Annotated in this window: 21 protein-coding genes and 3 pseudogenes; 18 read left to right on the plus strand and 6 right to left on the minus strand. The window is 57.5% G+C overall.

Features of this window, described 5'->3' with window-relative positions:
• Positions 1-11: 11 nt before the first annotated feature.
• Positions 12-869, minus strand: coding sequence for a pirin family protein (locus L1065_RS14910; RefSeq protein ID WP_237096306.1), 858 nt, complete (start codon positions 867-869; stop codon positions 12-14).
• A gap of 109 nt (positions 870-978) precedes the next feature.
• On the opposite strand from L1065_RS14910, the gene L1065_RS14915 reads away from it, so the two are divergent.
• Positions 979-1875, plus strand: a complete 897-nt coding sequence (locus L1065_RS14915) for a LysR family transcriptional regulator (RefSeq protein ID WP_237096307.1) — start codon at positions 979-981, stop codon at positions 1873-1875.
• 631 nt (positions 1876-2506) lie between these two features.
• On the opposite strand, the gene cas2 is transcribed toward L1065_RS14915, so the two are convergent.
• The 3 genes and pseudogenes from cas2 to L1065_RS15860 all read right to left on the minus strand — a co-directional run bounded on the left by cas2 (position 2507) and on the right by L1065_RS15860 (position 3802).
• Complete coding sequence (gene cas2 / locus L1065_RS14920) at positions 2507-2812, minus strand: CRISPR-associated endonuclease Cas2 (protein ID WP_237096308.1); 306 nt, start codon at positions 2810-2812, stop codon at positions 2507-2509.
• Between the two features lie 35 nt (positions 2813-2847).
• A pseudogene (cas1, locus tag L1065_RS14925) lies at positions 2848-3537 on the minus strand (type II CRISPR-associated endonuclease Cas1); the annotation flags it as partial.
• Between the two features lie 10 nt (positions 3538-3547).
• Positions 3548-3802 carry a DDE-type integrase/transposase/recombinase gene (locus L1065_RS15860; protein ID WP_255766535.1) on the minus strand — a complete coding sequence of 85 codons (255 nt, stop codon included), beginning with the start codon at positions 3800-3802 and terminating at the stop codon, positions 3548-3550.
• Between the two features lie 772 nt (positions 3803-4574).
• Here L1065_RS15860 and L1065_RS14930 point away from each other — a divergent pair.
• Together L1065_RS14930 and L1065_RS14935 are read left to right on the plus strand one after the other, a co-directional pair.
• A pseudogene (locus L1065_RS14930) lies at positions 4575-5731 on the plus strand (IS3 family transposase).
• Between the two features lie 41 nt (positions 5732-5772).
• Positions 5773-6315 carry a hypothetical protein gene (locus L1065_RS14935; protein ID WP_237096310.1) on the plus strand — a complete coding sequence of 181 codons (543 nt, stop codon included), beginning with the start codon at positions 5773-5775 and terminating at the stop codon, positions 6313-6315.
• 166 nt (positions 6316-6481) lie between these two features.
• On the opposite strand, the pseudogene L1065_RS14940 reads toward L1065_RS14935, so the two are convergent.
• A pseudogene (locus tag L1065_RS14940) lies at positions 6482-6742 on the minus strand (integrase core domain-containing protein); the annotation flags it as partial.
• 606 nt (positions 6743-7348) lie between these two features.
• Positions 7349-7606, minus strand: coding sequence for a helix-turn-helix domain-containing protein (locus tag L1065_RS14945; protein WP_237096311.1), 258 nt, complete (start codon positions 7604-7606; stop codon positions 7349-7351).
• A gap of 587 nt (positions 7607-8193) precedes the next feature.
• Here L1065_RS14945 and L1065_RS14950 point away from each other — a divergent pair.
• The 15 genes from L1065_RS14950 to L1065_RS15020 are packed head-to-tail and all read left to right on the plus strand — an operon-like array spanning position 8194 to position 19674.
• A complete protein-coding gene (locus tag L1065_RS14950; protein ID WP_237096312.1) occupies positions 8194-8547 on the plus strand; it encodes a hypothetical protein in 354 nt (117 codons plus the stop codon).
• Positions 8548-8590: 43 nt separating this feature from the next.
• On the plus strand, positions 8591-9205 hold the full coding sequence (locus L1065_RS14955; protein ID WP_237096325.1) for a lytic transglycosylase domain-containing protein: 615 nt from the start codon (positions 8591-8593) through the stop codon (positions 9203-9205).
• On the plus strand, positions 9202-9495 hold the full coding sequence (locus L1065_RS14960; protein ID WP_237096313.1) for a TrbC/VirB2 family protein: 294 nt from the start codon (positions 9202-9204) through the stop codon (positions 9493-9495). Before L1065_RS14955 ends, L1065_RS14960 begins: the two co-directional genes overlap by 4 nt.
• Entirely contained in the window at positions 9488-9766 is a 279-nt protein-coding gene (locus tag L1065_RS14965) for a type IV secretion system protein VirB3 (protein WP_008327373.1), read from the plus strand. Before L1065_RS14960 ends, L1065_RS14965 begins: the two co-directional genes overlap by 8 nt.
• On the plus strand, positions 9756-12131 hold the full coding sequence (locus L1065_RS14970) for a type IV secretion system DNA-binding domain-containing protein (RefSeq protein ID WP_237096314.1): 2376 nt from the start codon (positions 9756-9758) through the stop codon (positions 12129-12131). Before L1065_RS14965 ends, L1065_RS14970 begins: the two co-directional genes overlap by 11 nt.
• The gene (locus L1065_RS14975) at positions 12128-12295 is read left to right on the plus strand and encodes a hypothetical protein (RefSeq protein WP_237096315.1); all 168 of its coding nucleotides are present in this window, start codon (positions 12128-12130) and stop codon (positions 12293-12295) included. The genes L1065_RS14970 and L1065_RS14975 overlap by 4 nt, the downstream gene beginning before the upstream one ends.
• A gap of 1 nt (position 12296) precedes the next feature.
• Entirely contained in the window at positions 12297-13439 is a 1143-nt protein-coding gene (locus tag L1065_RS14980; RefSeq protein WP_237096316.1) for a lytic transglycosylase domain-containing protein, read from the plus strand.
• Positions 13439-14248 (plus strand): type IV secretion system protein, encoded by an 810-nt coding sequence (locus L1065_RS14985; RefSeq protein ID WP_237096317.1) that lies wholly within the window; start codon positions 13439-13441, stop codon positions 14246-14248. Before L1065_RS14980 ends, L1065_RS14985 begins: the two co-directional genes overlap by 1 nt.
• Before the next feature lie 17 nt (positions 14249-14265).
• Entirely contained in the window at positions 14266-14919 is a 654-nt protein-coding gene (locus L1065_RS14990; protein ID WP_237096318.1) for a VirB8/TrbF family protein, read from the plus strand.
• Positions 14920-14921: 2 nt separating this feature from the next.
• Positions 14922-15617, plus strand: coding sequence for a TrbG/VirB9 family P-type conjugative transfer protein (locus tag L1065_RS14995; RefSeq protein ID WP_237096319.1), 696 nt, complete (start codon positions 14922-14924; stop codon positions 15615-15617).
• A complete protein-coding gene (locus L1065_RS15000; RefSeq protein WP_237096320.1) occupies positions 15614-16993 on the plus strand; it encodes a TrbI/VirB10 family protein in 1380 nt (459 codons plus the stop codon). The genes L1065_RS14995 and L1065_RS15000 overlap by 4 nt, the downstream gene beginning before the upstream one ends.
• Before the next feature lie 4 nt (positions 16994-16997).
• Positions 16998-17984, plus strand: coding sequence for an ATPase, T2SS/T4P/T4SS family (locus tag L1065_RS15005; protein ID WP_237096321.1), 987 nt, complete (start codon positions 16998-17000; stop codon positions 17982-17984).
• On the plus strand, positions 17981-18175 hold the full coding sequence (locus L1065_RS15010) for a DUF4177 domain-containing protein (RefSeq protein WP_237096322.1): 195 nt from the start codon (positions 17981-17983) through the stop codon (positions 18173-18175). Before L1065_RS15005 ends, L1065_RS15010 begins: the two co-directional genes overlap by 4 nt.
• Positions 18172-18585 carry a hypothetical protein gene (locus tag L1065_RS15015; protein ID WP_370641203.1) on the plus strand — a complete coding sequence of 138 codons (414 nt, stop codon included), beginning with the start codon at positions 18172-18174 and terminating at the stop codon, positions 18583-18585. Before L1065_RS15010 ends, L1065_RS15015 begins: the two co-directional genes overlap by 4 nt.
• Before the next feature lie 12 nt (positions 18586-18597).
• Complete coding sequence (locus L1065_RS15020; protein ID WP_237096324.1) at positions 18598-19674, plus strand: type IV secretion system protein; 1077 nt, start codon at positions 18598-18600, stop codon at positions 19672-19674.
• Positions 19675-20134: the final 460 nt, after the last annotated feature.

A 20134-nucleotide genomic window follows, 5' to 3' on the forward strand; every position in this document is an offset into this window, starting at 1 on the left:
AACCATTTCGCTTACGCCGCTTTTTGATCGGCAAAGGCCGTGAGCGTACCCATGTGCCCTGCCGCAAAGGCGCGTTTGAACCCTGCGAGTTCTTCCGCGTTCGAGGCCACGAAAGGCCCGCCAAACCGAGGCTCTTGATGCAGCGGTTCACCGGCGAAGAGCATGAAACGTGCGCCTTGTTCACCTGCCTTCATAGCAAGTGTTTCGTTGCCACGTTCAGTAAAGATCACATCACCCGCGTTTGCCATCTGCCCATCCACCTCAACTGTCCCAGCTAAAACGTGAACGTATGCCGTCTCTGTCGGTGTCAGGTCTTGTACAAAAGGCGCATTCTTTTTCAGATTCGCATCGATTAGACGAAACTGCGTCGGGATATCAACCGGCGATGTGATGCCATTCGATGCACCGGCCAGAACACGGATCGATTGCGTATCATTCACAAGCGATGGCACATTTTCATCGGTCAGATGAAGGGCCGAAGGTGCATCTTGCCGATGATCGTTGGGCAGGTCGATCCAGATTTGGAACCCAAGAGCTGATTTACCAGCAACAACATTCGTCTCCTCATGCTGGAGCCCCCTGCCTGCGACGGTGACGTGCAATTCGCCGGGTGCGATGACATTCGAGAACCCCGTGCTGTCTTGGTTCACAAAGCCAGTTTCACTTTCCGGCAAAATATAGGTCATGACCGCAAAGCCCGCGTGGGGGTGAGGCGGGAAAACCGGACCCTTCATGTCAAACAGGCTGGCGATCAGGAACGGATCCATCCGCGCGCCGACATTCATGCGGGTGACATCATGGCTAGAGATCAGAGGCGCATCGAGGCCTTTTGGTGCGGTGAAGATGCTTTCAACGTTACGCTGTGTCATTTGTCTTTCCTTTGGTTTGATGCGTTGAGAAAGAGATAGAACAAACCAATAAAAATAATTAGTCAGCAAAAATGGTTTTCATCGTTCATAAATCTGGATAATAGAAAATATGGATATCAACACACTTCGCGAGTTCGTCGCCGTGGTCAAAGCTGGTTCTTTCGCAAGCGCCGCTGCAGAGCTCGGCACACCGAAATCCACCGTGTCGAAACGCGTGCAGGACTTAGAGGCCGACCTTGGCGTGCGACTAATCGAACGCACCACACGGGCCTTACGGCTCTCAGCTGAAGGCGCCGCCCTTTTGCCTCGGGCTGAGCGTATTCTTTCCGACGCACGTGAAGCCGAACGGCTTATTGCATCTGGTAGCTCAGAGCCTGAGGGGCATCTGCGCATCCGCATGCCATCGCTTTTTGCGCAAGCCTTTGGCGGCAGGATTATTGCCGACTGCTATGCCGCGCATCCGAAGATCACGCTTGAGATCGTGTTGCTGGACCGCGATGTGGATCTTTTGGCGGAAGGGTTTGATGGCGGCGTTTTTATCGGACCGCTGGATGACAGTGGTCGGGCGGCGCGCATTCTTGCAGAAGCCGAAACCGTCCCTGTTGCAGCGCCCCAACTGCTCGAAACGCAAGGGCACCCGGACACAGCCGACGACTTATCCCGATTTCCGGCCCTGATCATGGGTCGCGGGCCAGAGATAACATGGTCGCTCTTCCGGGATGGGCGCAAAATAAAGGCGAAGGTCAACGCACAGGCATCTGTGACGTCTCTATATGTCCTGAAAGAGGCGGCACTCGCCGGTGCAGGCATCGCTTACCTGCCAGAGTTTGTCGTGGAAAGGCATCTTGCCACCGGGGAACTTACACGGTTGCTACCTGACTTGACCGGTGTCCGGATCCCAATCTCGTTCGTCTACCCGTCGCCACATTCCATCACGGCACGCCTTCGCGCGTTCATCGATGTGCTGACTGCGCAATTTCCAGACCGTGGGTTGCCGCCAGTATGAACGAAAATAGCGCGCTTTTTTCTAGGCGAGTGACCCTTTGCGTTTAGTCAACGGTAAGGTCGTACAAAGCTTTTGGTAAAATATTATCCTTGCTACGCACCGCAGCGAAAGCTGCATTTCTGACTAGCCAAATTCAGCTGGATCAAACGACCGCTTATGTGAAGTACATTGAAAAGCCAAAAGCCTGCCAATGAACCTGCACCGAATTTTAAGAAGATGCAGCATTTTTCACCCTGCAAACACACGCAGCAAGAAAACAAAACTCATAGAAGGGACTCAAAACCGTTTTTCCGTGCACTTTGAACGAATATCGTCTAACCTAAATGTTTTCGCTGGCAACGCCCATTCTGGCGCTTAACTGACTCTGGTCATTGTAACTGAATGCTGCGTACGCAGACCGGTCAGTGGGCATTTAGGACTACAGTTTTTCGCTATCACAAGCTGAGGCTTCATCGCGTTGCGGCTGGACCTTGAATTTTGAACAGCTACAATTCATTGTCCTGATTGGATTCTGTATCTTTGGTTGCGGCTGGACCTTGAATTTTGAACAGCTACAATAGTTCGCCCGTTAAGCCCTTGTTATTCAAAGAATTTAACGGGCATCTATTCGTAGATTGCAAAGCGAATCGCATCAAAACAAAACCAGCTGCTCTGGATTCTTACGGGCGCGTTTGCGGCCTTGATCCGAGAAGTGGATAATATCACGGTATTGGCGGTCGGTGAAGTTCAAGATTTGGATGTCCCCCGCATCGGGCAAATGCCGTTCAATACGGTTCACCCGTGTTGCAAAGGCTTCTTTGCCATTAACGAACCGAGCATAGACGGAGAACTGGCTTCGCTCAAAGCCTTCGTCCAACAAGAAATTGCGGAATGCAGTCGCGGCACTGCGCTGCGGCTTCGTATCCGTGGGCAAATCAAACATTACAAGAATCCACATCAATCTGTATCCCGACAAATGAGTAACGGTGTTTTTCAAGTCCCCAACCCCGCTAGCGTCAGTGGATCGGGCGGATGCGGCAGGGCCAGGTTCAGCTTGCCTGCTTCAAAACTCTGACCCAGCGAGGTTGCCAGCTTCATGAGCGCGACCGAAACCGGCGTCACCCCTTCCCCAAGCGGAAGGTCGGTTGCAATCAAACGGGCAAGCGCCAGTTTGGCGGTGCTGTCGACTTGCACACCACTGTCAGCCACAATCGACCTGACCGCGCAATCGACAAGCGGGCGAAACGGCTCCATCAAATCATCGGCAAGGGCAAAGGCATTGCCACGGTTAGCATGAAACAATCCGATCGTAGGGTGCAAACCCGCAGCAACTACAGCCCGCGCCGTTGCAGCGCGCAAAACGGTATAGCCGTAATTCAACAACGCATTTTCATTCCCCTGTCCCGCGTCGCGGCGAAAGTCTAGCCCCATCATACGCGGCCAGTAATACCGCGCTGCCTGGGCTTCGATATTGGTGCTGTCACCTGAAGTGATCTTGCGGATCATCATGGACAAAGGCGCGGTCGGCTCGCCAATTGCATCGAGAGCAGCGGCCTGCATGGCGACCTTAGCGGCAACAACCTGCTTCCAAGCCTGCTTGATAAGTGGCGTTTTTGCCTGCCACTGTGCGCGCATACGGGCACCTTGAGCATAATGCCCTTCCAGCGGCATCAGAACGGATTTCGGCGCGTGGTCAGGCTAAAGGCGACCATCTGCTGCACGGCAGGGCATTGCGCCGCAATGTCCCGAGAGGGAGGCCGTTTGTATCAACGGCTCGCCACAGACACCGCCACATATCGCCAACCCGAATGTATGTCTCATCAACGTACCAGTCGAGGCTTGTCCAGCGCAGATGATTGTCTGTGCGTTTGGTCAGTTTCGGGCCGAACCTTTGAACCCAACGATACACGGCCGACTGATCAATGGTGTTCCCTCGCTCTGGCAGCATATCCAGCACGCCCTGATAGAACGGCGGATAGCGCAGAAATTAACACGCCGTGCAAAGGATAGTCTCACTAGGAAAGCGGTGGCATTGGAACGGGAAGCTCCGCGGCATCAGAGACCTCGACCAAAGCTGGCCGAAACCACCTTTCAATGCCACAGTGCCCAACTCGTCGTGCTCAACCCTAGTGTACAATAGTGTGAAGATTCTCTAACCCACGCGTACGCACTGTTTACTATTTTTTAGGGTATTCTTCCGATATTTACGAAGCAGCCTTTTAGAGGGGATTCGTAATGACCGAACACGCTTGGATTTTGTCCGTTTTTGAGGATATTAAGGAGTACTGTGAAGTTAACGGTCTTGAGCGCTTGTCCTCGCGATTGGTTCACATGCATGGCGAAGTACAAGTATGTTTGGGAAAGCAGGATACGGAAGACACAGACGGTGATTATTAAGTCAAAGCCGACGTGCCAGCCTGTAAATAACGATGGGTATTGCGCAAGTTGTCGGCTTTTCTACCAATCAAGGTATAGGATCCCTTTAGGTATTTAGTATCTATCGCCAAAAAAAAGTGATCTAGTTAATTCTAGAACAATACTATCTTTATCTGCATCTTACAAAAATAGCATCGTTCAAATAGTTGTCTGACTATCAAGTCAAAGCCAACATCGCGTTTAAAAAGTATTGCGATCTCTGGTCTTTGTCAGAAAGCAGCCTGAGGTGCCCCTAGATTTGTAGACGCTTTGCTTGGTAATTTTGGAACCAAGGAGAGACGGATATGAACAAGGGCATTCGCTTTACGGATGAGTTTAAGCAGGACGCTGTGGCGCAGGTTGTTGAACGTGGTTACGCGGTCAGTGAAGTGGCTGAGCGGCTAGGGATCAGCACCAAATCGCTGTACACGTGGAAGGCGCAATTAGCGAAGTCGCCACGTGTCAGATCAGAGGTTGCGGACCAGGCTGCTGAGATCAGACGGCTGAAGCGCGAACTGGCGCGGGTTACCGAGGAACGCACCATCTTAAAAAAGGCGACCGCGTACTTCGCGCGAGAGTCTCAGTGAGTTACGCGTTTATCGAGGCTCATCGCACAGAGTTTTCTGTGCGATCCATGTGCCGCGTGCTGATGGTCCATTTCAGCGGGTTCTACGCATGGCTTAAGGAACCGTTAAGCCAGCGTGCCCTTGAAGACGCACGTCAGACGGAGCTGATCCAGCAGGCATGGACCGATTGTGGAAAGGTCTATGGATATCGCAAATTGGCAGACGACCTGCGCGATGCTGGCGAGACCTGTTCAGAGAACCGTGTGGCACGTTTGGCCAGCTTGGCAGGCATTGCAGCGCAGATCGGATACAAACGTCGACCTGGGCGGTATGGTGGCAAACTATCGGTTGTCGCGGACAACACGCTGGATCGGCAGTTCGAAGTTGATACCCCTGATCGTGTTTGGATGACCGACATTACCTACATCAGGACCCATGAAGGCTGGTCGTACCTCGCTGTGGTCATCGACCTGTTCTCAAGGCGTGTTGTGGGCTAGTCGATGCAATCCCGAATGACAACTGATCTGGCCTTACAGGCACTGCTGAGTGCCGTATGGCGGCGCAAACCAAAGCATAGGGTCATGATCCATTCCGACCAAGGGTCACAGTTCACTGGCAAAGAGTGGCAATCGTTTCTCAGCAAACACAATCTGGATGCTAGCATGAGTAGGCGTGGGAATTGTCACGACAACGCAGTTGCCGAGAGCTTCTTTCACTTGCTGAAACGGGAACGCATCAGGCGGCGGACGTACACCACGCGCGACGCAGCAAGGCAGGACGTGTTTGACTACATCGAGATGTTTTACAACCCGACCCGCAAGCACACCAACAACGGCATGCTGTCGCCAGTTGACTATGAAACAGAACAGAGGAAAATGAACGAAGCAAGCGTCTAGGAAACTAGGGGCACCTCACAAAGCATTTCAATGGTGTCCACATGGTGAATGTTGCTGCAGCAACGGGCGTGGCAACAGGGAATTTCTATAATTTTACCCGATGGGTTCTGAGGGAAGGTGGTATTTTCGAGCAACGGCCAGAGTTTGAAGATGTGGTTCTTATCCGGCCCGAGCGAATCCGAGGTGCGTCACGTGCAATGGGACCTCTGCAAGAACGGTTTGGCGTAGAACAGAAGGCAGATGGTGAAGTAGTGCGCAAAGAGCTGCCAGATGTGATGTTCCCTGAGCCTAATCATCCACGCAAAAAGTACTTTGTGAAGTATGTCGGTAAACATCTGGTTGACTATCCAACACCAATTTCCAGTTTGTCTGTATCTCGTCAGTACCTTGAATTTTCACGCTATGTTCAAGAAAGCTCCGAAGGCTTTGAAGACGCTGATTTTCCGTCCTATGAAGACCGATTAATTGATATCTACTTCAAAACATTGGAAGATTTAGCCAAGCGTGATTTGATCACGGATTGTGACTGGGGAAGAGTTAAAATTATGGGTGTGGAGGAGGCACTTGAATATCTTGCAACCTAGGACGATTTGTCACTTTTTCAGAAGGGCTTAGCCACCTTCAAATGTCGGGCTATTTTCTAGTTCAGTAGATGCTCCGCGTTGCTCAGGTTGTCAGACGTCAGCGCTTATGGGTCCAAATAGGGTCATTTGCTAAGAGAGGGTTTGGCTCATCTTGTTGGTTTGATTGTGCGGCGTGTTTGCGGTGATGCAAGCGTCGCGCTTCGAGCGTCTTTCGTTTGATCCTTTCACGTTGTTTCAGGATGACTTTGTCACGCCCGAAGTACACGTCGGCGGGTGTGACGTTGTTGATGATCTCGTGATAGCGCTGATGATTGTAGTGATGGACGAAGGCTTCGATCTGGTCTTCAAGGTCACCTGGCAGGAAGTAGTTCTCGAGCGAGATGCGGTTCTTGAGGGTTTGATGCCAACGTTTGATCTTGCCCTGGGTTCAGACCAACTTCGCCGTTTCCGTCCTTTACTCATAAATCCGCCCCGTAGTGTCCACTTTTTTAGTGGACACTAAGCACGCAGCGCATGGCCCCGTTAGGTCGAGCGCAACGGATGTTACCGCAACGCATATTTGATCTCGCTATATTTCTTAGCCTTCGTTGAGTCGTAGGCCAAATACCAGCGCCCACGCACTGCCAATCATCTAAACGCCCCAGTCTCTATCGTTCTTTAATATCCGCACGAGCGCATCGAAGTGGATTTCCCGTTTCTGTTCCTCCGTGAGATCTGGCCATGCCTTCGAGACTGCCTGCGGCCCGTGGACGTCCCACATCACCACATGTGCACCTGTAGTCCAGCGATATACCCAACCGACAATGCTATACCCATCGGTCCCGATTAGATTGGCGATCGCGACGCCCTCACCTCTATCATCGTTCACCATTTACTGACTTCCTGAACTTTGGCTTGCAAGTGCGGCATCATGCTTCGAAGCGCCTGCCTGCACGTCGTGGCGCAATTGGTAGATAATGCTAACTGCTCCTGCTTCGGGAGATCACTCATTTTGGGGACGCCCAATGCGTTGCGTCCTAAAATCTTGATGCTCTCAAATCCTGTGGTCAGACTCCGTGGCGACTTCAACGATCGCCAAAATCTCGAAAGGGTCACATCCAACGGCGCGGGACAAAACGATAAGCTCAACGACGTCAATGCGACGCTCTCCGCTTTCAACACGGGCCACGAACGATTGGTGATGCCTGAGTTTAAGGGCCAGTTCTTTTTGGCTAAGGCCAGACTTGTGCCGAGCTTCGACCAACGCCTGACACAAAGCCTGCTGAGCTTTGCTTCTGATTGTTTTCGCCACGGGTCACATACCTTTTGTGACATCGCTAGCGGGTAAAATCTATTATCTAAAAAGTAGATATTTGAGGATATTTTAGACGCCTGATGTATACGGGATGCAAGTCGGGTGCATACCCACTGACCCATCAGCCCATCCCCAACAGCAAGAACCGGCCCCTACTTTTGCTGATTAGGGAGACCAATTTGGTATCGCGCAAAGACTTCTTCTGTAAGTTACGCAGCCACCACTCATTGCCCACCCTGCAGACTTTAAACCTCTGCCACAAATAGGCCGTACCGATTCGGTTTTCTTGCGAATGGTTTGGAGAAAAACAGCGGGCCATCGCTGACCAGGTGTTAGTGAGTTTTACAATTATAGCGGGCATTATAGTTACTTATGATTGTGAAATATGATAGCGGATCAATCCTAAGTCACAGAAACTTCGTATTCACTTGATACGTCCCATTGGCCGCCCCTAGTGTCTGCGATCAGGAATACAGCCATATCATCTGCAATATATCTTGCAGTTAATAATATACTATCGTAACACAGGGCTTCAAGTAGGAATGTCCGGGAGTTGCGTCTTTAGAGAAAGCGCGAGCCGGGCCATGAACTGGGACATCGAAGCACCAAATGTGGTTACTGAAGCACGTTTCCGCGAACTCGTGGAAAGCGGCTATAGCGCAGAAATCCTGTGCCAGGAATCGGCGCACAAGAAGGGCCCGAGCTATTACGGGGTCTGGATCATGCGTGCCGTCTCAGACGAGGGCGTGGAGAAGCTTCTGGTCACGGCCCGCACCCGAACGACCTACAACGACATCAAGATCCGCGAGTTCAAAACCATCACGGGCGTGGTGTCCTTCCTCATCGGGATCGGTTTCTCCCATGCCGATGTCCCGCTCGAGGAAGGCCAGCGCACGACGCACAAGCTGGCTGCAACCGACGAGGGCGGCAGCAAGTAGCCTTCTCCTTTTCTGGTATCTCGCGGGTCCAGCCACTGCGCAAATGGTGCTGGTCATGGAGAGCGATGGCTCTCTGACCCCGTCCCAATCCCAGGACAGCTTTGCCCGCAACTACAATGACGGCATCGGTCAGGGATCCGCTGCTGACGATCTGGCAATCTTTGGCGAACGGGGCGCTGAGCCAGAAGACATGCAAATGGCGGCGCTCTCGCGGCCTGCTCCCCTGCCCCGCGCCGAAGTTCTTTCTGCCATCGAGGCTACGGCCCTGCGCTATGCCGGCCATCCTGGACTGCGCCGCGCGGAGCTTTCGGTTCGAGATTGGCTGGCCCTCTACCGCGCCAATATCGAAGTAGAGAGCGCCTATCGGCAGGATGCGGTCTCACGTGCAGGCGCCATCGGTCTGGGGCAGTTGATGCCAGCAACCGCGCGCGATCTCGGCGTCGACCCACGTGATCCCCTTCAGAACCTCGACGGCTCCGCCCACTATCTCGCCATGATATTGGAGACGTTCGGCGATCCGCATCTTGCCCTCGCGGCCTACAACGCCGGCCCAGATGCAGTGCGCCAGTACGGCGGCATTCCCCCCTACCGAGAAACCCAGAACCACGTGGCCCGTGTCATGGCCGTCGTGGCCCGATTGGAAGGATCAAATTCATGAAACGGATTTCAAACCTATTCGTCGCCTCGCTCGCGCTCTTCCTGCTCGTCGCGGAGCCTGCGCTTGCGCAAAGCATCGATCTCTCGCCGATCCAGAGCCTGCTACAGGGTATCGTGGATGCGCTGACCGGCCCGCTTGGCGTCGTCATCGCCACGCTCGCCGTTCTGGGCGTTTTCTTGAGCTGGTTCTTCAATATCATCGATCTGCGCCAAGCCCTCTGGGTTCTTGTTGGCATTGCCGGTGTCGCTGCCGCCCCCACCATTGTTGCCGCCGTCTTTGCCGGTGGCTGAGCGCTCGCCACTCTTTCTTGGTCTCGTGCGCCCGCCCAAGCTACTGGGCCTGCCCATCATGTACGCGATGGTCTGGCTCTTCGGCTCGGTGCTGCTCTTCGTCTGGGTCCAGCACATCGCGGTGCTGGGCGTGGCCGCCCTGCTCTATCCGGTGTTGTGGAAGGCCGCGGATTGGGACCCGCGTTTCATCGACGTGATGATGACGGCGCTACAAGAAACGCCACCCACGCGGAACCGATCCATCCATGGTGGGGATAGCTATGCGCCATAGTGAAGCTCTGGACGAAGCCCTCGATCTCCGCACGATGACACCGGACTGGTATGCGCGCGAAACCCGCCTCGCGCATATGCTGCCTTACGTCAGCCTGATCGATGACTACACCGTGCGGACGCGGGTGAACGAACTCTTCCAATGCATCCGGCTCGACGGAGTCAACAGCTACACAACGGATGATGCCTATCTCGACAAGGTGACCGCGCTTTTTGCCCGGATCATTGCGCAATTGGGGCCGGAGTTCAGCTATTACGTCCATAAGGTCTCGAAGGCGATCACGCCGGACCTCGAGCCCCTGCGCGAGGACAGTTTCGCGGGAGAAGTTGACCGGCTCTGGCGCGCGAAACTCGAGACCAGCGGGCTGCGCGACAAGACGCTCACCCTTACGATCATCCAGCGCCCGCCTCCAAAAAGCGTCCTGCCCTTCCTGAACCGCAGCGCGCCGGATCGCCTCAAGGAAGCGACCGAGAAGCGCCTTCGCCGATTGGGCGAGGCCGTGAACGTGTTCCTGTCTGGCCTGACGGAGCTGAACCCACGTGTTCTTTCGGCCAAGTCCGGCGAGTTGATCGGCTTTCTGGGGGCCCTCAACACTGGCCAGGAACTGCCGCTCTATCCGGCGAACACCTATGGCTTCCTGTCCTTCAACGTGGCCAACACGAGAGTGACGTTTCAAGGCGATCACTTCGAGCTCTCCGAAGGAGTCGTGGGGCATCGCTTTGGGAAGAGCTTCACCATCGGCGAATACTCTGAGGCCACCTCCTGCACCATGTTCGACATGCTGAACCTGCCCGTCGACATGATCGTCACCCATTCCTTCACACCGATCAATTCGAACCTCATGGCAGGCCGCATCAAGCGGCAAAAGCGCCAGATGCAGGCCAGCCAGGACGCGGCCCTGTCGCTCATGGAAGCGCTCGACATCGCGGCCGATGATCTCGAGGCCAAGCGCCAGAGCTTTGGCGAGCACCACATGGTTGTGACGATCTTCTGCGATACGATCGATGAGCTGCAAACGCTCAGCGCCGAGATCGTAAACGCCGCCGCTGCCGAAGGCGTGAAGATGATTGGCGAGAGGGTCGCGGCCAAGGCGCATTACCTTAGCCAGCATCCCGGCAACCAGCCCAAGCGCGTGCGTACCAGTGCGATCACCAATCGCAACTTCGCGGATTTCGCGGCCTTCCACCGAACACAGCTCGGCAAACCCGCAGCGCAAACGCCCTGGGGCCAGATCGTGACCTACTTGCCCACGCCAGCGCAGAGCGCCTATCGGTTTTCCTATCACGAACAAGGCTCGCCCGACAAAGAACCGACCAGCGGGCATACCCTGATCATGGGGCGGCCCGGGTCGGGCAAATCGGTGCTTTCTGCCTTTCTCATGACCCAGGCCCGTCGCGCGGGCGCCCGGGTCTTCGTCTTCGATTACCGTCTTGGTATGGAGATGGCGGTCCGCGCGAATGGCGGGCGCTACGCGTCCCTGAACGCCGGTCAGCCCACGGGCCTCAACCCGCTCTGGACAGAGACCGATGCCCGCGGCACCGCCTGGCTCTCGGACTGGCTTGCCACCCTGCTCTACCGCACTGACAAGCCGCTCACGCCGGCACAGACCAATCGCATCCAGGCAGTCGTGCGCCAGAACGCGCACGCCACGAACCCCGCGCTGCGGAACTGGCGGGATTTCGCATCGCTTTTTGTGTCTACGGATGATGGCGGCGATCTGCACCAGCGCCTGCTCGAATGGACCGAAGACGGCCGCTATGGCTGGATCTTCGGCCAGAGCCTCGAGGACACGTTCTCGCTCGAGGGCGATGTGGTCGGCTTCGATCTCACCGGCATTCTCGACAGCGAGGCCGACAAGGAACGGATGGCGGTCCTTTCCTATCTCTTCCGCAGGGTCGAACGCGAGATTGAGGACCGCCGCCCCACCATCATCGTGATCGACGAGGCCTGGAAGGCGCTCGACAACGCGTATTTCGCAGAGCGGCTGTCGAACTGGCTGGTGACCGCGCGCAAACAGAACACCGTCGCGGTAATGATGACGCAATATGCGAGCCAGCTAGAACGCACCCGGACCGGCAAGACCATCGTCGAGGCCGTGCCGACGCAAATCCTGCTCCCAAACATCCGCGCCCATGCCGCCGACTACGCGATGCTGAACCTCTATGAGAAGGAACTCGATGTGCTTCTCAACACCGGCAGCGACAGCCGCCTTGCGCTCATCCGCGATGATCAGGGCTCCATTGTTGTCGATGCCGATCTGAGCGCCCTTGGACCCAATCTCACCATCCTCGGCGGCATGGAGAAAGGCGAGGCGCTTGTCGGCGCCGACTACCGCGACCGCCCGGACTTCTGGAGGCTTTCATGATCCGTATCCTGCTTCTTCTCGCCGCGCTCGGCACTTTGGCCTCCTGCGCCCAATACCAGGAACCGCAGGCTAATTGTTTTACTTTCCTGGCCTCGACGGCCCCTGTCGCGCCGGATTGCACCTTCACGCCCCTCAGCGCGCCGGAGGGCGACATTGAAGTCTAGCTTGCCTCATATCCTGGCACTTTGCCTGCTGCCCGGTCTCGCCTTGTCACAAGGCGTGCCGACCAATGACAGTGGCCTGACCGCACGCGATATCGTCGAGACCGGCGACCGCGAAGCTGACTTGGCCGTTCAGTCCGACAAACTGTCCGTGCGCGAACTCATCGCAGAGATCGAACGCGTTCAACTGGAAACCCTGCAACGCATCCTCGATGCCCAAACCAGCTTCGGCGGTCAGGGTCTACCCGCGATGGTTTCAGGGCTGGAAAACGGGAGCGGCGATCCAGCCCGTTCCGTCGAAGCGGTCTACGGCAATGCCGACATCGACCCCAATCCCGGCGGCGCACAGATGTTTGGCGATGCGGCGGAAAACATCGAGCAGCTCATCATCCGCGTCGCCCGGGAAACCAGCGGGTTTGCGGGCGTGGGCCGCGCGGGCCTCTCCCCAATCCAATGGCGAGCCCTGCTGCAGGCTCTCATCTGGCAGGAAAGCCGCTTCACCATCGGCGCCCGCTCGCCGGTCGGCGCTTTTGGCCTCACCCAGATCATGCCCGGCACCGCCAGCGATCTTGGTATCAACCCGGAATATTATGACAGCCCCTACCTGCAGGTGCATGGCGGTGCGCGGTATCTGGCGGCCCAGCTCAACACATTCGATGGCAATATCATCAACGCCCTCGCGGCCTACAACGCCGGACCCGGTCGCGTGTTCGAATATGGGGGTGTGCCACCCTTCCGCGAGACCCAGCACTACGTCCAGGTCATCCCCGAACGCTACAATCTCTATCTGAGCCGCATCGGTGGGATCGAAGCGCTCGGTACGATCGATCCGGCGCTTCTGGCCAATGCGAACCTCTCAATCACCGGGCATGGCGCCGCCTTCTATGGCAACAATTCCCCTGCGGCGATCAGGCAGGCCGCCCTGCGTATTGCGGATATCGTCGAGCGGATTTCCGAAACGGAAGATGTGCAGGAGAGCATCGCGCTCAACACCTATGCCCGCGCCGAACTCGTGCGTCTCGTCGCCGCGCGTATTCGTCTTCAAGCGGCGCGGACCCGCGTGCTTTCGGCCGAGGAATTGGCACAGGCCAGCGCCCACATGGCCGAGGGTGCCTTCATGGAATTCACGATCAGGGAGATAGACTGATGAAAGACTTACTCGTGAGGACGGCCTTGGCCACGACGCTTGGGATCGGTTTGCATGTCGGCACCCTGTCCCCTGCCATGGCGCAGGGCGTACCCGTCGTCGACACCCAGAACATTGCGCAAAACATCCAGCAGCTGCGGCAGATGATCGAGGACGAGATTCTGCAAAACGAGCAGCTGACGCAGCTCCGCGAACAGCTTGCCACGCTCACGGACCAACTCGCGGAGCTGCAACGGACCTATGAGGCGCTCACCCGTCTGGCTGAACTGCCGGAAATCATCCGCACCGAGATGGAAGATGAGCTCAATGGCCTGCTCGACCAGGAGTTCGGCGACATCCTCGCCACGATTGAGGCTATCAAGACGGGGGATTTCTCCCACCTCACCGGCTCTGGCGCCAGCGAGATCGAAACCCAGATGGATCGGGTGCTGGCCCATCTCGGCTTTGACGACGACACGCTTTCGGAAATGGCCACCAGCGGCAATCCCGGGGCCAACCGCGTGGCGACGCAGGCAACAACCGGCGCGCTCGTCTCAGCCGCCGCCCAGAACAGCTATGAAGATGCCGGCCAATCGCTCGAGCGGGTAGACCGCCTCGTCGGGCTCATCGACGACATGGACGAACTCAAGGAAAGCATCGATCTCAACACGCGCGTTACCGCGGAGCTCGCCATTGCGCTGGTCGCCATGTGGCAGCTGGAAGCCGTGCAGACCGTGGGCGATGGCACCGGCGGCGTGATCGATGCCGCCACCATCGCCGAAGAGCAGCGCTTCATGGATTTCACCTTGCCGGACCTCCGGGCGGACTGATCGTGGGGGCATGACGGGTGGCAAGTGAACAGGAAATCATCGAGGAAGAACTGGTCTATGGCGCGCTGCGTCGCGAACGGCTCTGGCAACGCCTTGGCCTAATAGGGCTCATCTTCGGCATCCTCGGATGCCTGAGCGCGGCGGCTGTCGCGATTTTCGATGTCGATCCGCCGCCTGTGGTCGTGCCCTATGATCCCGCCACCGGCTTTGCACTCCCCGAAGCCTCGGTGGGCGCCTCCTCAGTGACCGCCAACCAGGCGATCATCGAGGCAGAAGTCTTCCGCTATGTGACCGACCGTGAGGTCTATAACCAGCTCGACAATGACCTGCGTATCCGCAGCGTCCTGCGCCGCTCCGACGGGGCCGCCGAGAACGAATTGCGCCAGATCTGGAACAGCGCCAACGAGAACTACCCGCCCACGGTCTATGGCCCGAATGCCCGGCTCGACGTGGAGATCCTCAGCATCAACCGGATCGGCACCAACCGCGCCACGGTCCGCCTGCGCAAACGCCTGACCTCCATCAATGGCGTTCAGACAGGCCTCTTCACCGCCACTCTTCTCTTCGAGTTCCGCCCCGAGACCCGCCGCTCCATCGACGAGGTCTGGACCAACCCCTTCGGTTTCACCGTGCTCGAATATTCCATCCGCTCCGACAGATTGGAGAACTGAATTTGTTCCCTGCTCGACTTTTGATATTGCTGATTGCCCTGTTGCCCGGCCTTGCTTTCGCCGAAGCCATCCCGCGTGACGGGCCCAATGACAATCGGGTGCGGCTGGCAACATATCAAGAAGGTCAGGTCTATCGTCTTAATGTCTCGCTGACCCATGTGACCACGGTCGAGTTCGGCGAAGGTGAAAGCATCCGCTCGATCATCGCTGGAGACACCGAGGGCTTCGAGATCGACGGCGTCCCGGGCGGTCAGGCCTTTGCAATCAAGCCCGTCGCACGCGGCGTCCATACCAATGTGACCGTCTACACGAACAGGCGCAGCTACTATTTCAACGTCCAGGAGACCCGCAGCCCAACCTTCTACGTGGTGCAGTTCCGCTATCCGGACGACAGTGCACGGCCCACACGTGCCATCGCGGCCCAAGCGCCGAACTATAATTACGGTGCCAGCGCGCGGACCGAGTTCACCCCCACCCGTGTCTGGGATGACGGGACGTTTACGTATTTCGAATTTCCGCGGAACGCGCCGGTGCCTGCGATCTTTCGCTACGCGAATGGCCGTGAGCGCACGGTCAATACGCAAGCCACCGAGGGTGGTGTAATCCGGGTCTCAGGGGTGAACCGGCAATGGGTGCTGCGGATCGGGGAAGAGGCGGTCTGTATCGAGGCCACACCACCTGCGGGGGTAGGCTCATGAGCGATACTGGAAACGCAGACCTCGAGAAACGCCTCGCTGCCCTCGAACAAGGCAAAGGCGCAAGTTCGCCCCCTGCCCCACGGCGCTCACCGCTGCTCGCTTTGGTCGTCGTCCTCGTGATCGGCGCTGGCGGCTCCCTACTTTATCTCCTTTCCCAACCCGAGGAAGAGGAAGCCCTGCCCACGGCCACGCCCGACGTGTTCCAAAACGAGGGCGACGGGTTTGGCGCCATTGAAACTCTGCCCCCACCCGAGCCCGAAGTGGTTTTGGTCGCGCCGGAACCGGTGGAACCCAACGCTGAGCTTCTCGCCCAGCTCGCAGCCATGGAGGCCCAGATCGAGGAATTGCGCAACGCCCCTGAACCGGTCGTCGAGGAAGACACCGCCGCCGCAGAGGCGATCAACGCGCTGACCGCTCAGATCGCTGCGCTCCAAGCCGCCTCGGAAGCCGCACAGCAACGATTCCAGGACGAACTGACGGCGCGGGATCGCAGCCTTGAGCAACTCCGCATGGATCTGGAACTGGCCCAACTCGAGGCCAACCGCCCCCTTCCGGCACCCATCGGGCCCACCGAGGACGAGTTGCGCGCGCGGGAAGAAGAACGGCTCCGCCGCGAGGAGGAAGCAAGACGGCTCGCGGAACTTGAACGCCGCGCGGTCGAGGAGCGCGCGTTTCAGGAGCGCCGCATCACCTCGCCCACCATCGCCTTTGGTGGCACATCCGGTGCGAATGAAACAGCTTTGACCGAACGCACCTTCGGCGAGGTGACGGATTTCGTGCTGAACGGCGCGCTGCCCACGTCCGTGACGCAAGCTGAGGTCATCGCCAACCCCTCCAATACCATCATCCAAGGCACGATGATCCAGGCCGTCATGGAAACCGCCCTCGACAGCTCACTGCCCGGCCAGACCCGGGCCGTTGTTTCCGAAGACGTGTTCAGTTTCGATGGCAGCCGTCTCCTAGTACCGCGCGGGTCTCGTCTCATCGGGCGCTATCGCTCGGGCGTTGATATCGCGCAGCGCCGGGTCACGATCGCCTGGGACCGGATCATCCTGCCTGACAACCAAACCATCCAGATCAGCTCCTTCGGCGGCGATGAACTGGGCCGATCCGGCGTCACCGGTTTTGTCGATACTCGGTTTGATGAGCGCTTCGGTTCGGCGGCTTTGATTTCGCTGATCCCCGCCGCACCAAGCGCCGCCGCTGCAAATGTGCAAGACGAGACCGCCGCGGACGTGTTCGAAGACGTCGGCGATGATCTTGCCGATGCCACGGACAGCGTGATCGGCGACTACCTCTCCATCGGCCCTGTCATCTATGTCGACCAGGGCGCCCGCGTCACTGTCATGGTCGACCGCGATCTGGAGATATTCTGAGCCCATGACGCTGAGCTATCTCGAAACCTCCCTCGACCGGATCGAAGCCGCCGCCCGCGACGATGTCATCGAGATCTGCATCAACCCCGACGGCTCCTGCTGGGGCGAATTCGAGGGCGATCATTTCATGCGAAAGCTGGACCAGGCACTGACCGCGACGGACGTTAAGGACCTCGGCAACCAGATCGCCTCCTCCGCCAACACAACGTTGAGCAAGGACCGCCCGATCGTCTCGGTCTCGATCACCTACAAGGGGCGCCCGATCCGCGCACAGGTCATCACCCCGCCTGCCGTGCTCTCGGCCATGTCGATCAGCCTTCGGTTCTTCTCAAGCCTGCCGCTTGACGGGATCGCGCTTGATTTCCTTTTTGGCAAGGAGCGCAAACTCGAAGAACTCCGCCTCGAGAAAACCCACGAACTGCGCGAAGTGGTGGCCGCGGGCGTGATCGACGATGCGCTGGCCTTTTGCGTCGACAACAAGCTCAACATGATCGTCTCTGGCGGCACCTCCACCGGCAAGACCGTGGCTGCGCGCAAGATCCTCTCGCACGTGCCATCCGAGGAACGCATCGTCACCATCGAGGAAGCCGCTGAGCTTCTGCCGACCCAGCCCAATGCCGTGACCCTCATCGCCAATCGCGATGCGGAGTTCCAGACCGCCGATGTGCTGCTCACCGCAACGTTGCGCATGCGCCCCGACCGGATCATCCTGGGCGAGGTGCGCGGCAAGGAGGCCATGACCTTCCTCGAGGCGATCAACACTGGCCATGGCGGGTCCATGACCACGCTGCACGCAGAAACCCCGCAACTTGCCGTGCAGCGTCTGGCCATCGCCGCACTCAAGACCGAGATCCCGATGACCTATGCCGACATGATCCAATACATCGAAAACTCCATCGATGTGATCATCCAGGCCGGTCGCCACGATGGCCGGCGCGGCATCACCGAATTTTACCTCCCCGGCGCAACTGAGATTGGAACTTCCCGATGAAGACATTTGAATACGACATCCTGTCCTTTCCCATGACCCGAAAAACCAGTCTCACCGACATGCAGGCCAGCCTGAACGCGAAGGGGGCCGAAGGCTGGGAGGTAGTGTCGATCAGCTCCTCGGAATTCGCCAATGTCGGCCACACAGTTTTCCTGAAGCGCGAAACCACTACCATCGGAGCCACGGAATGAAGCCAGCGCGGCTAACCCTTGCGCTATTCGCGCTAGCCGTGAGCCTACTGGCTGTCCCTGCCTTCGCCGAGCGCACTATGGTGCCGACCCTCGATCGCAGCTTTGACGTCTGTCCAGACCGGCCCGCTGAGCCCAACTGGATGCAAGAAATACCCCTGCGCCAAGCCTATCAACGCGTGTTGGTCCAGGATATCTACCGTGCCCAGAATCTCGAGCGCATCATCGAGACCGAAAGCTGCGAATGTGAAATCCGGTTCCCGTCTTGGGACGCTGCCGAGGCGGAGTTTCATGAGCAGCACGCGAGTGACGAACGCTGGAAAATGCTGGAAGCATCCGACGCCTACAATCAGCGCGCCAACGACGTTCGCCTTGTGGCTAAAGCCATCTGCGAAACCGCAGGCAATTGGTAAGGCAGCCCCGTTATGAGCGTCGTCACCTATTTCGTTGAAACCTCCCAGGGCTATCTCGACACCGCCGCCGAAACCCAGTTCGGGTCCGTCGCGGCGACAGTCGGCACGCTTCTGGTGCTGGGAACAACTCTGGTGGTAATCCTCGTCTTCCTGAACATGATATACCAGTACAAGGCGATGGACGGGCGCACGGCCTTTTGGCTCGCGGTCAAGATCGGGCTCATCGGGATATTCGCGACCAACTGGGTGCAGTTCAACGCCCTCTCCTCCGCCATCCTGGCCGGCATCGACAGCATTGCGGGGGCGCTTGTCGCCTCGGTCGGTGGCGGAACCCCAGGTCCCTCTGGCACCTTTGCAGAAGAATTCGATCGGCTGATCGCGGAACTAGGGGACTATCTCAACGCCGCCGGGTCCGAGCTGAACTGGATGGCAGGGGCCATGCTCGATATTGTCGGGGTCCTCTTACTCTCGATCCTCGGCGGGCTGGCCGCCTTTATCCTCGTGGCCTCCCGCCTGATGATCGCGCTTCTGATCGGGATTGCGCCAGTGATGATTTTCCTCACCCTCTTCGAGGTCACCAAGGACTATTTCGCGCGCTGGCTGTCGGCGCTGGTCTCCTTCGCGCTCTACCCCATCGTAGTGGCCGGTGTGTTCGCGACAATCACGGGCGTCTCCTCTGCCCTCATCGGCGAACTCGGCGACCCGGAGGGAGCCTCAAACATCGGTGCGCTCATTCCCTTCTTCATGATGGTGCTCATGGCCAAGGGATTCATCATTGCCACGCCCTTCATCGTCCGTGCGATTTCCGGCAACATCATGATGCCCGCCCTCTCCGGTGGCCTCGGCGGCGGCTACAGCTTCGCGCGCGCCGCAATGGGCAGCCAGCAGGCCTACAACCGCTACTTGATCGGCGGTGCCAGTGGTGCGGAATACGCAGCCCTCAGGGCGCGACAGTTCTTTGGCGTGCAGCAGATGCCCGCTAGGCAAGGCATGGGGCAGTCGGGTCATGCAAGTGGCACAGGGTCACCGGGGGCCGGGTCTCAGATGCTGGCGCAACTCGCCCGATTGGGTAGGTTGGGGCGGAGGTAAAAATGGCAGAACCTGCAGCGTCGTGGATCAAGTTCGAAGATCGCCCGCCAACCGAAGCGGAACTGCACACAGACCGAGTCGTTGGGTACTTTGGAATTCGAGATCTCACAGGGAAGATCACAACAGATCACTTTGGGAAGCTTTCTTGGGATGATGCTGGCGGACCTTGGGCTATTGAAGTATTCAGAAACGCCCTGCGCCTAACGGCTCCTGGTCAATTCATCCACGAACCAGTCGAGCCTAGTCATTGGTGTATGGTTCCATTATTGCCAAATCATCCAGATATTGACGGCTTGCCGGAGGGTTAGAGTTTTAGATCACAGACTTGGTGGAAAACCAGTGATCGCTAAAACGGCCCAATGCGGACACTGATCTCGATTGCCGCGTACTGTGTCTGCAGCCAAAGTAGCGGAAATTTACAAATACAGTTGTTTGCAATCGCAAGCTGACGCGTCACAGC

The organism is Nereida sp. MMG025 (assembly GCF_021654165.1).
GTDB lineage: Bacteria > Pseudomonadota > Alphaproteobacteria > Rhodobacterales > Rhodobacteraceae > Nereida.

Excerpts from the sequence above, each read along its gene's own strand:
- L1065_RS14975 (WP_237096315.1), top strand. The coding sequence starts at position 12,128 with ATGATCCGTATCCTGCTTCTTCTCGCCGCGCTCGGCACTTTGGCCTCC.
- L1065_RS14915 (WP_237096307.1), top strand. The coding sequence starts at position 979 with ATGGATATCAACACACTTCGCGAGTTCGTCGCCGTGGTCAAAGCTGGT.
- L1065_RS15015 (WP_370641203.1), top strand. The coding sequence starts at position 18,172 with ATGAAGCCAGCGCGGCTAACCCTTGCGCTATTCGCGCTAGCCGTGAGC.
- L1065_RS15005 (WP_237096321.1), top strand. The coding sequence starts at position 16,998 with ATGACGCTGAGCTATCTCGAAACCTCCCTCGACCGGATCGAAGCCGCC.
- L1065_RS14910 (WP_237096306.1), bottom strand. The coding sequence starts at position 869 with ATGACACAGCGTAACGTTGAAAGCATCTTCACCGCACCAAAAGGCCTC.
- L1065_RS15010 (WP_237096322.1), top strand. The coding sequence starts at position 17,981 with ATGAAGACATTTGAATACGACATCCTGTCCTTTCCCATGACCCGAAAA.
- L1065_RS15020 (WP_237096324.1), top strand. The coding sequence starts at position 18,598 with ATGAGCGTCGTCACCTATTTCGTTGAAACCTCCCAGGGCTATCTCGAC.
- L1065_RS14970 (WP_237096314.1), top strand. The coding sequence starts at position 9,756 with ATGCGCCATAGTGAAGCTCTGGACGAAGCCCTCGATCTCCGCACGATG.
- cas2 (WP_237096308.1), bottom strand. The coding sequence starts at position 2,812 with ATGTGGATTCTTGTAATGTTTGATTTGCCCACGGATACGAAGCCGCAG.
- L1065_RS14950 (WP_237096312.1), top strand. The coding sequence starts at position 8,194 with ATGAACTGGGACATCGAAGCACCAAATGTGGTTACTGAAGCACGTTTC.
- L1065_RS14960 (WP_237096313.1), top strand. The coding sequence starts at position 9,202 with ATGAAACGGATTTCAAACCTATTCGTCGCCTCGCTCGCGCTCTTCCTG.
- L1065_RS14985 (WP_237096317.1), top strand. The coding sequence starts at position 13,439 with ATGAAAGACTTACTCGTGAGGACGGCCTTGGCCACGACGCTTGGGATC.
- L1065_RS15860 (WP_255766535.1), bottom strand. The coding sequence starts at position 3,802 with ATGCTGCCAGAGCGAGGGAACACCATTGATCAGTCGGCCGTGTATCGT.
- L1065_RS15000 (WP_237096320.1), top strand. The coding sequence starts at position 15,614 with ATGAGCGATACTGGAAACGCAGACCTCGAGAAACGCCTCGCTGCCCTC.
- L1065_RS14955 (WP_237096325.1), top strand. The coding sequence starts at position 8,591 with ATGGTGCTGGTCATGGAGAGCGATGGCTCTCTGACCCCGTCCCAATCC.
- L1065_RS14935 (WP_237096310.1), top strand. The coding sequence starts at position 5,773 with ATGGTGAATGTTGCTGCAGCAACGGGCGTGGCAACAGGGAATTTCTAT.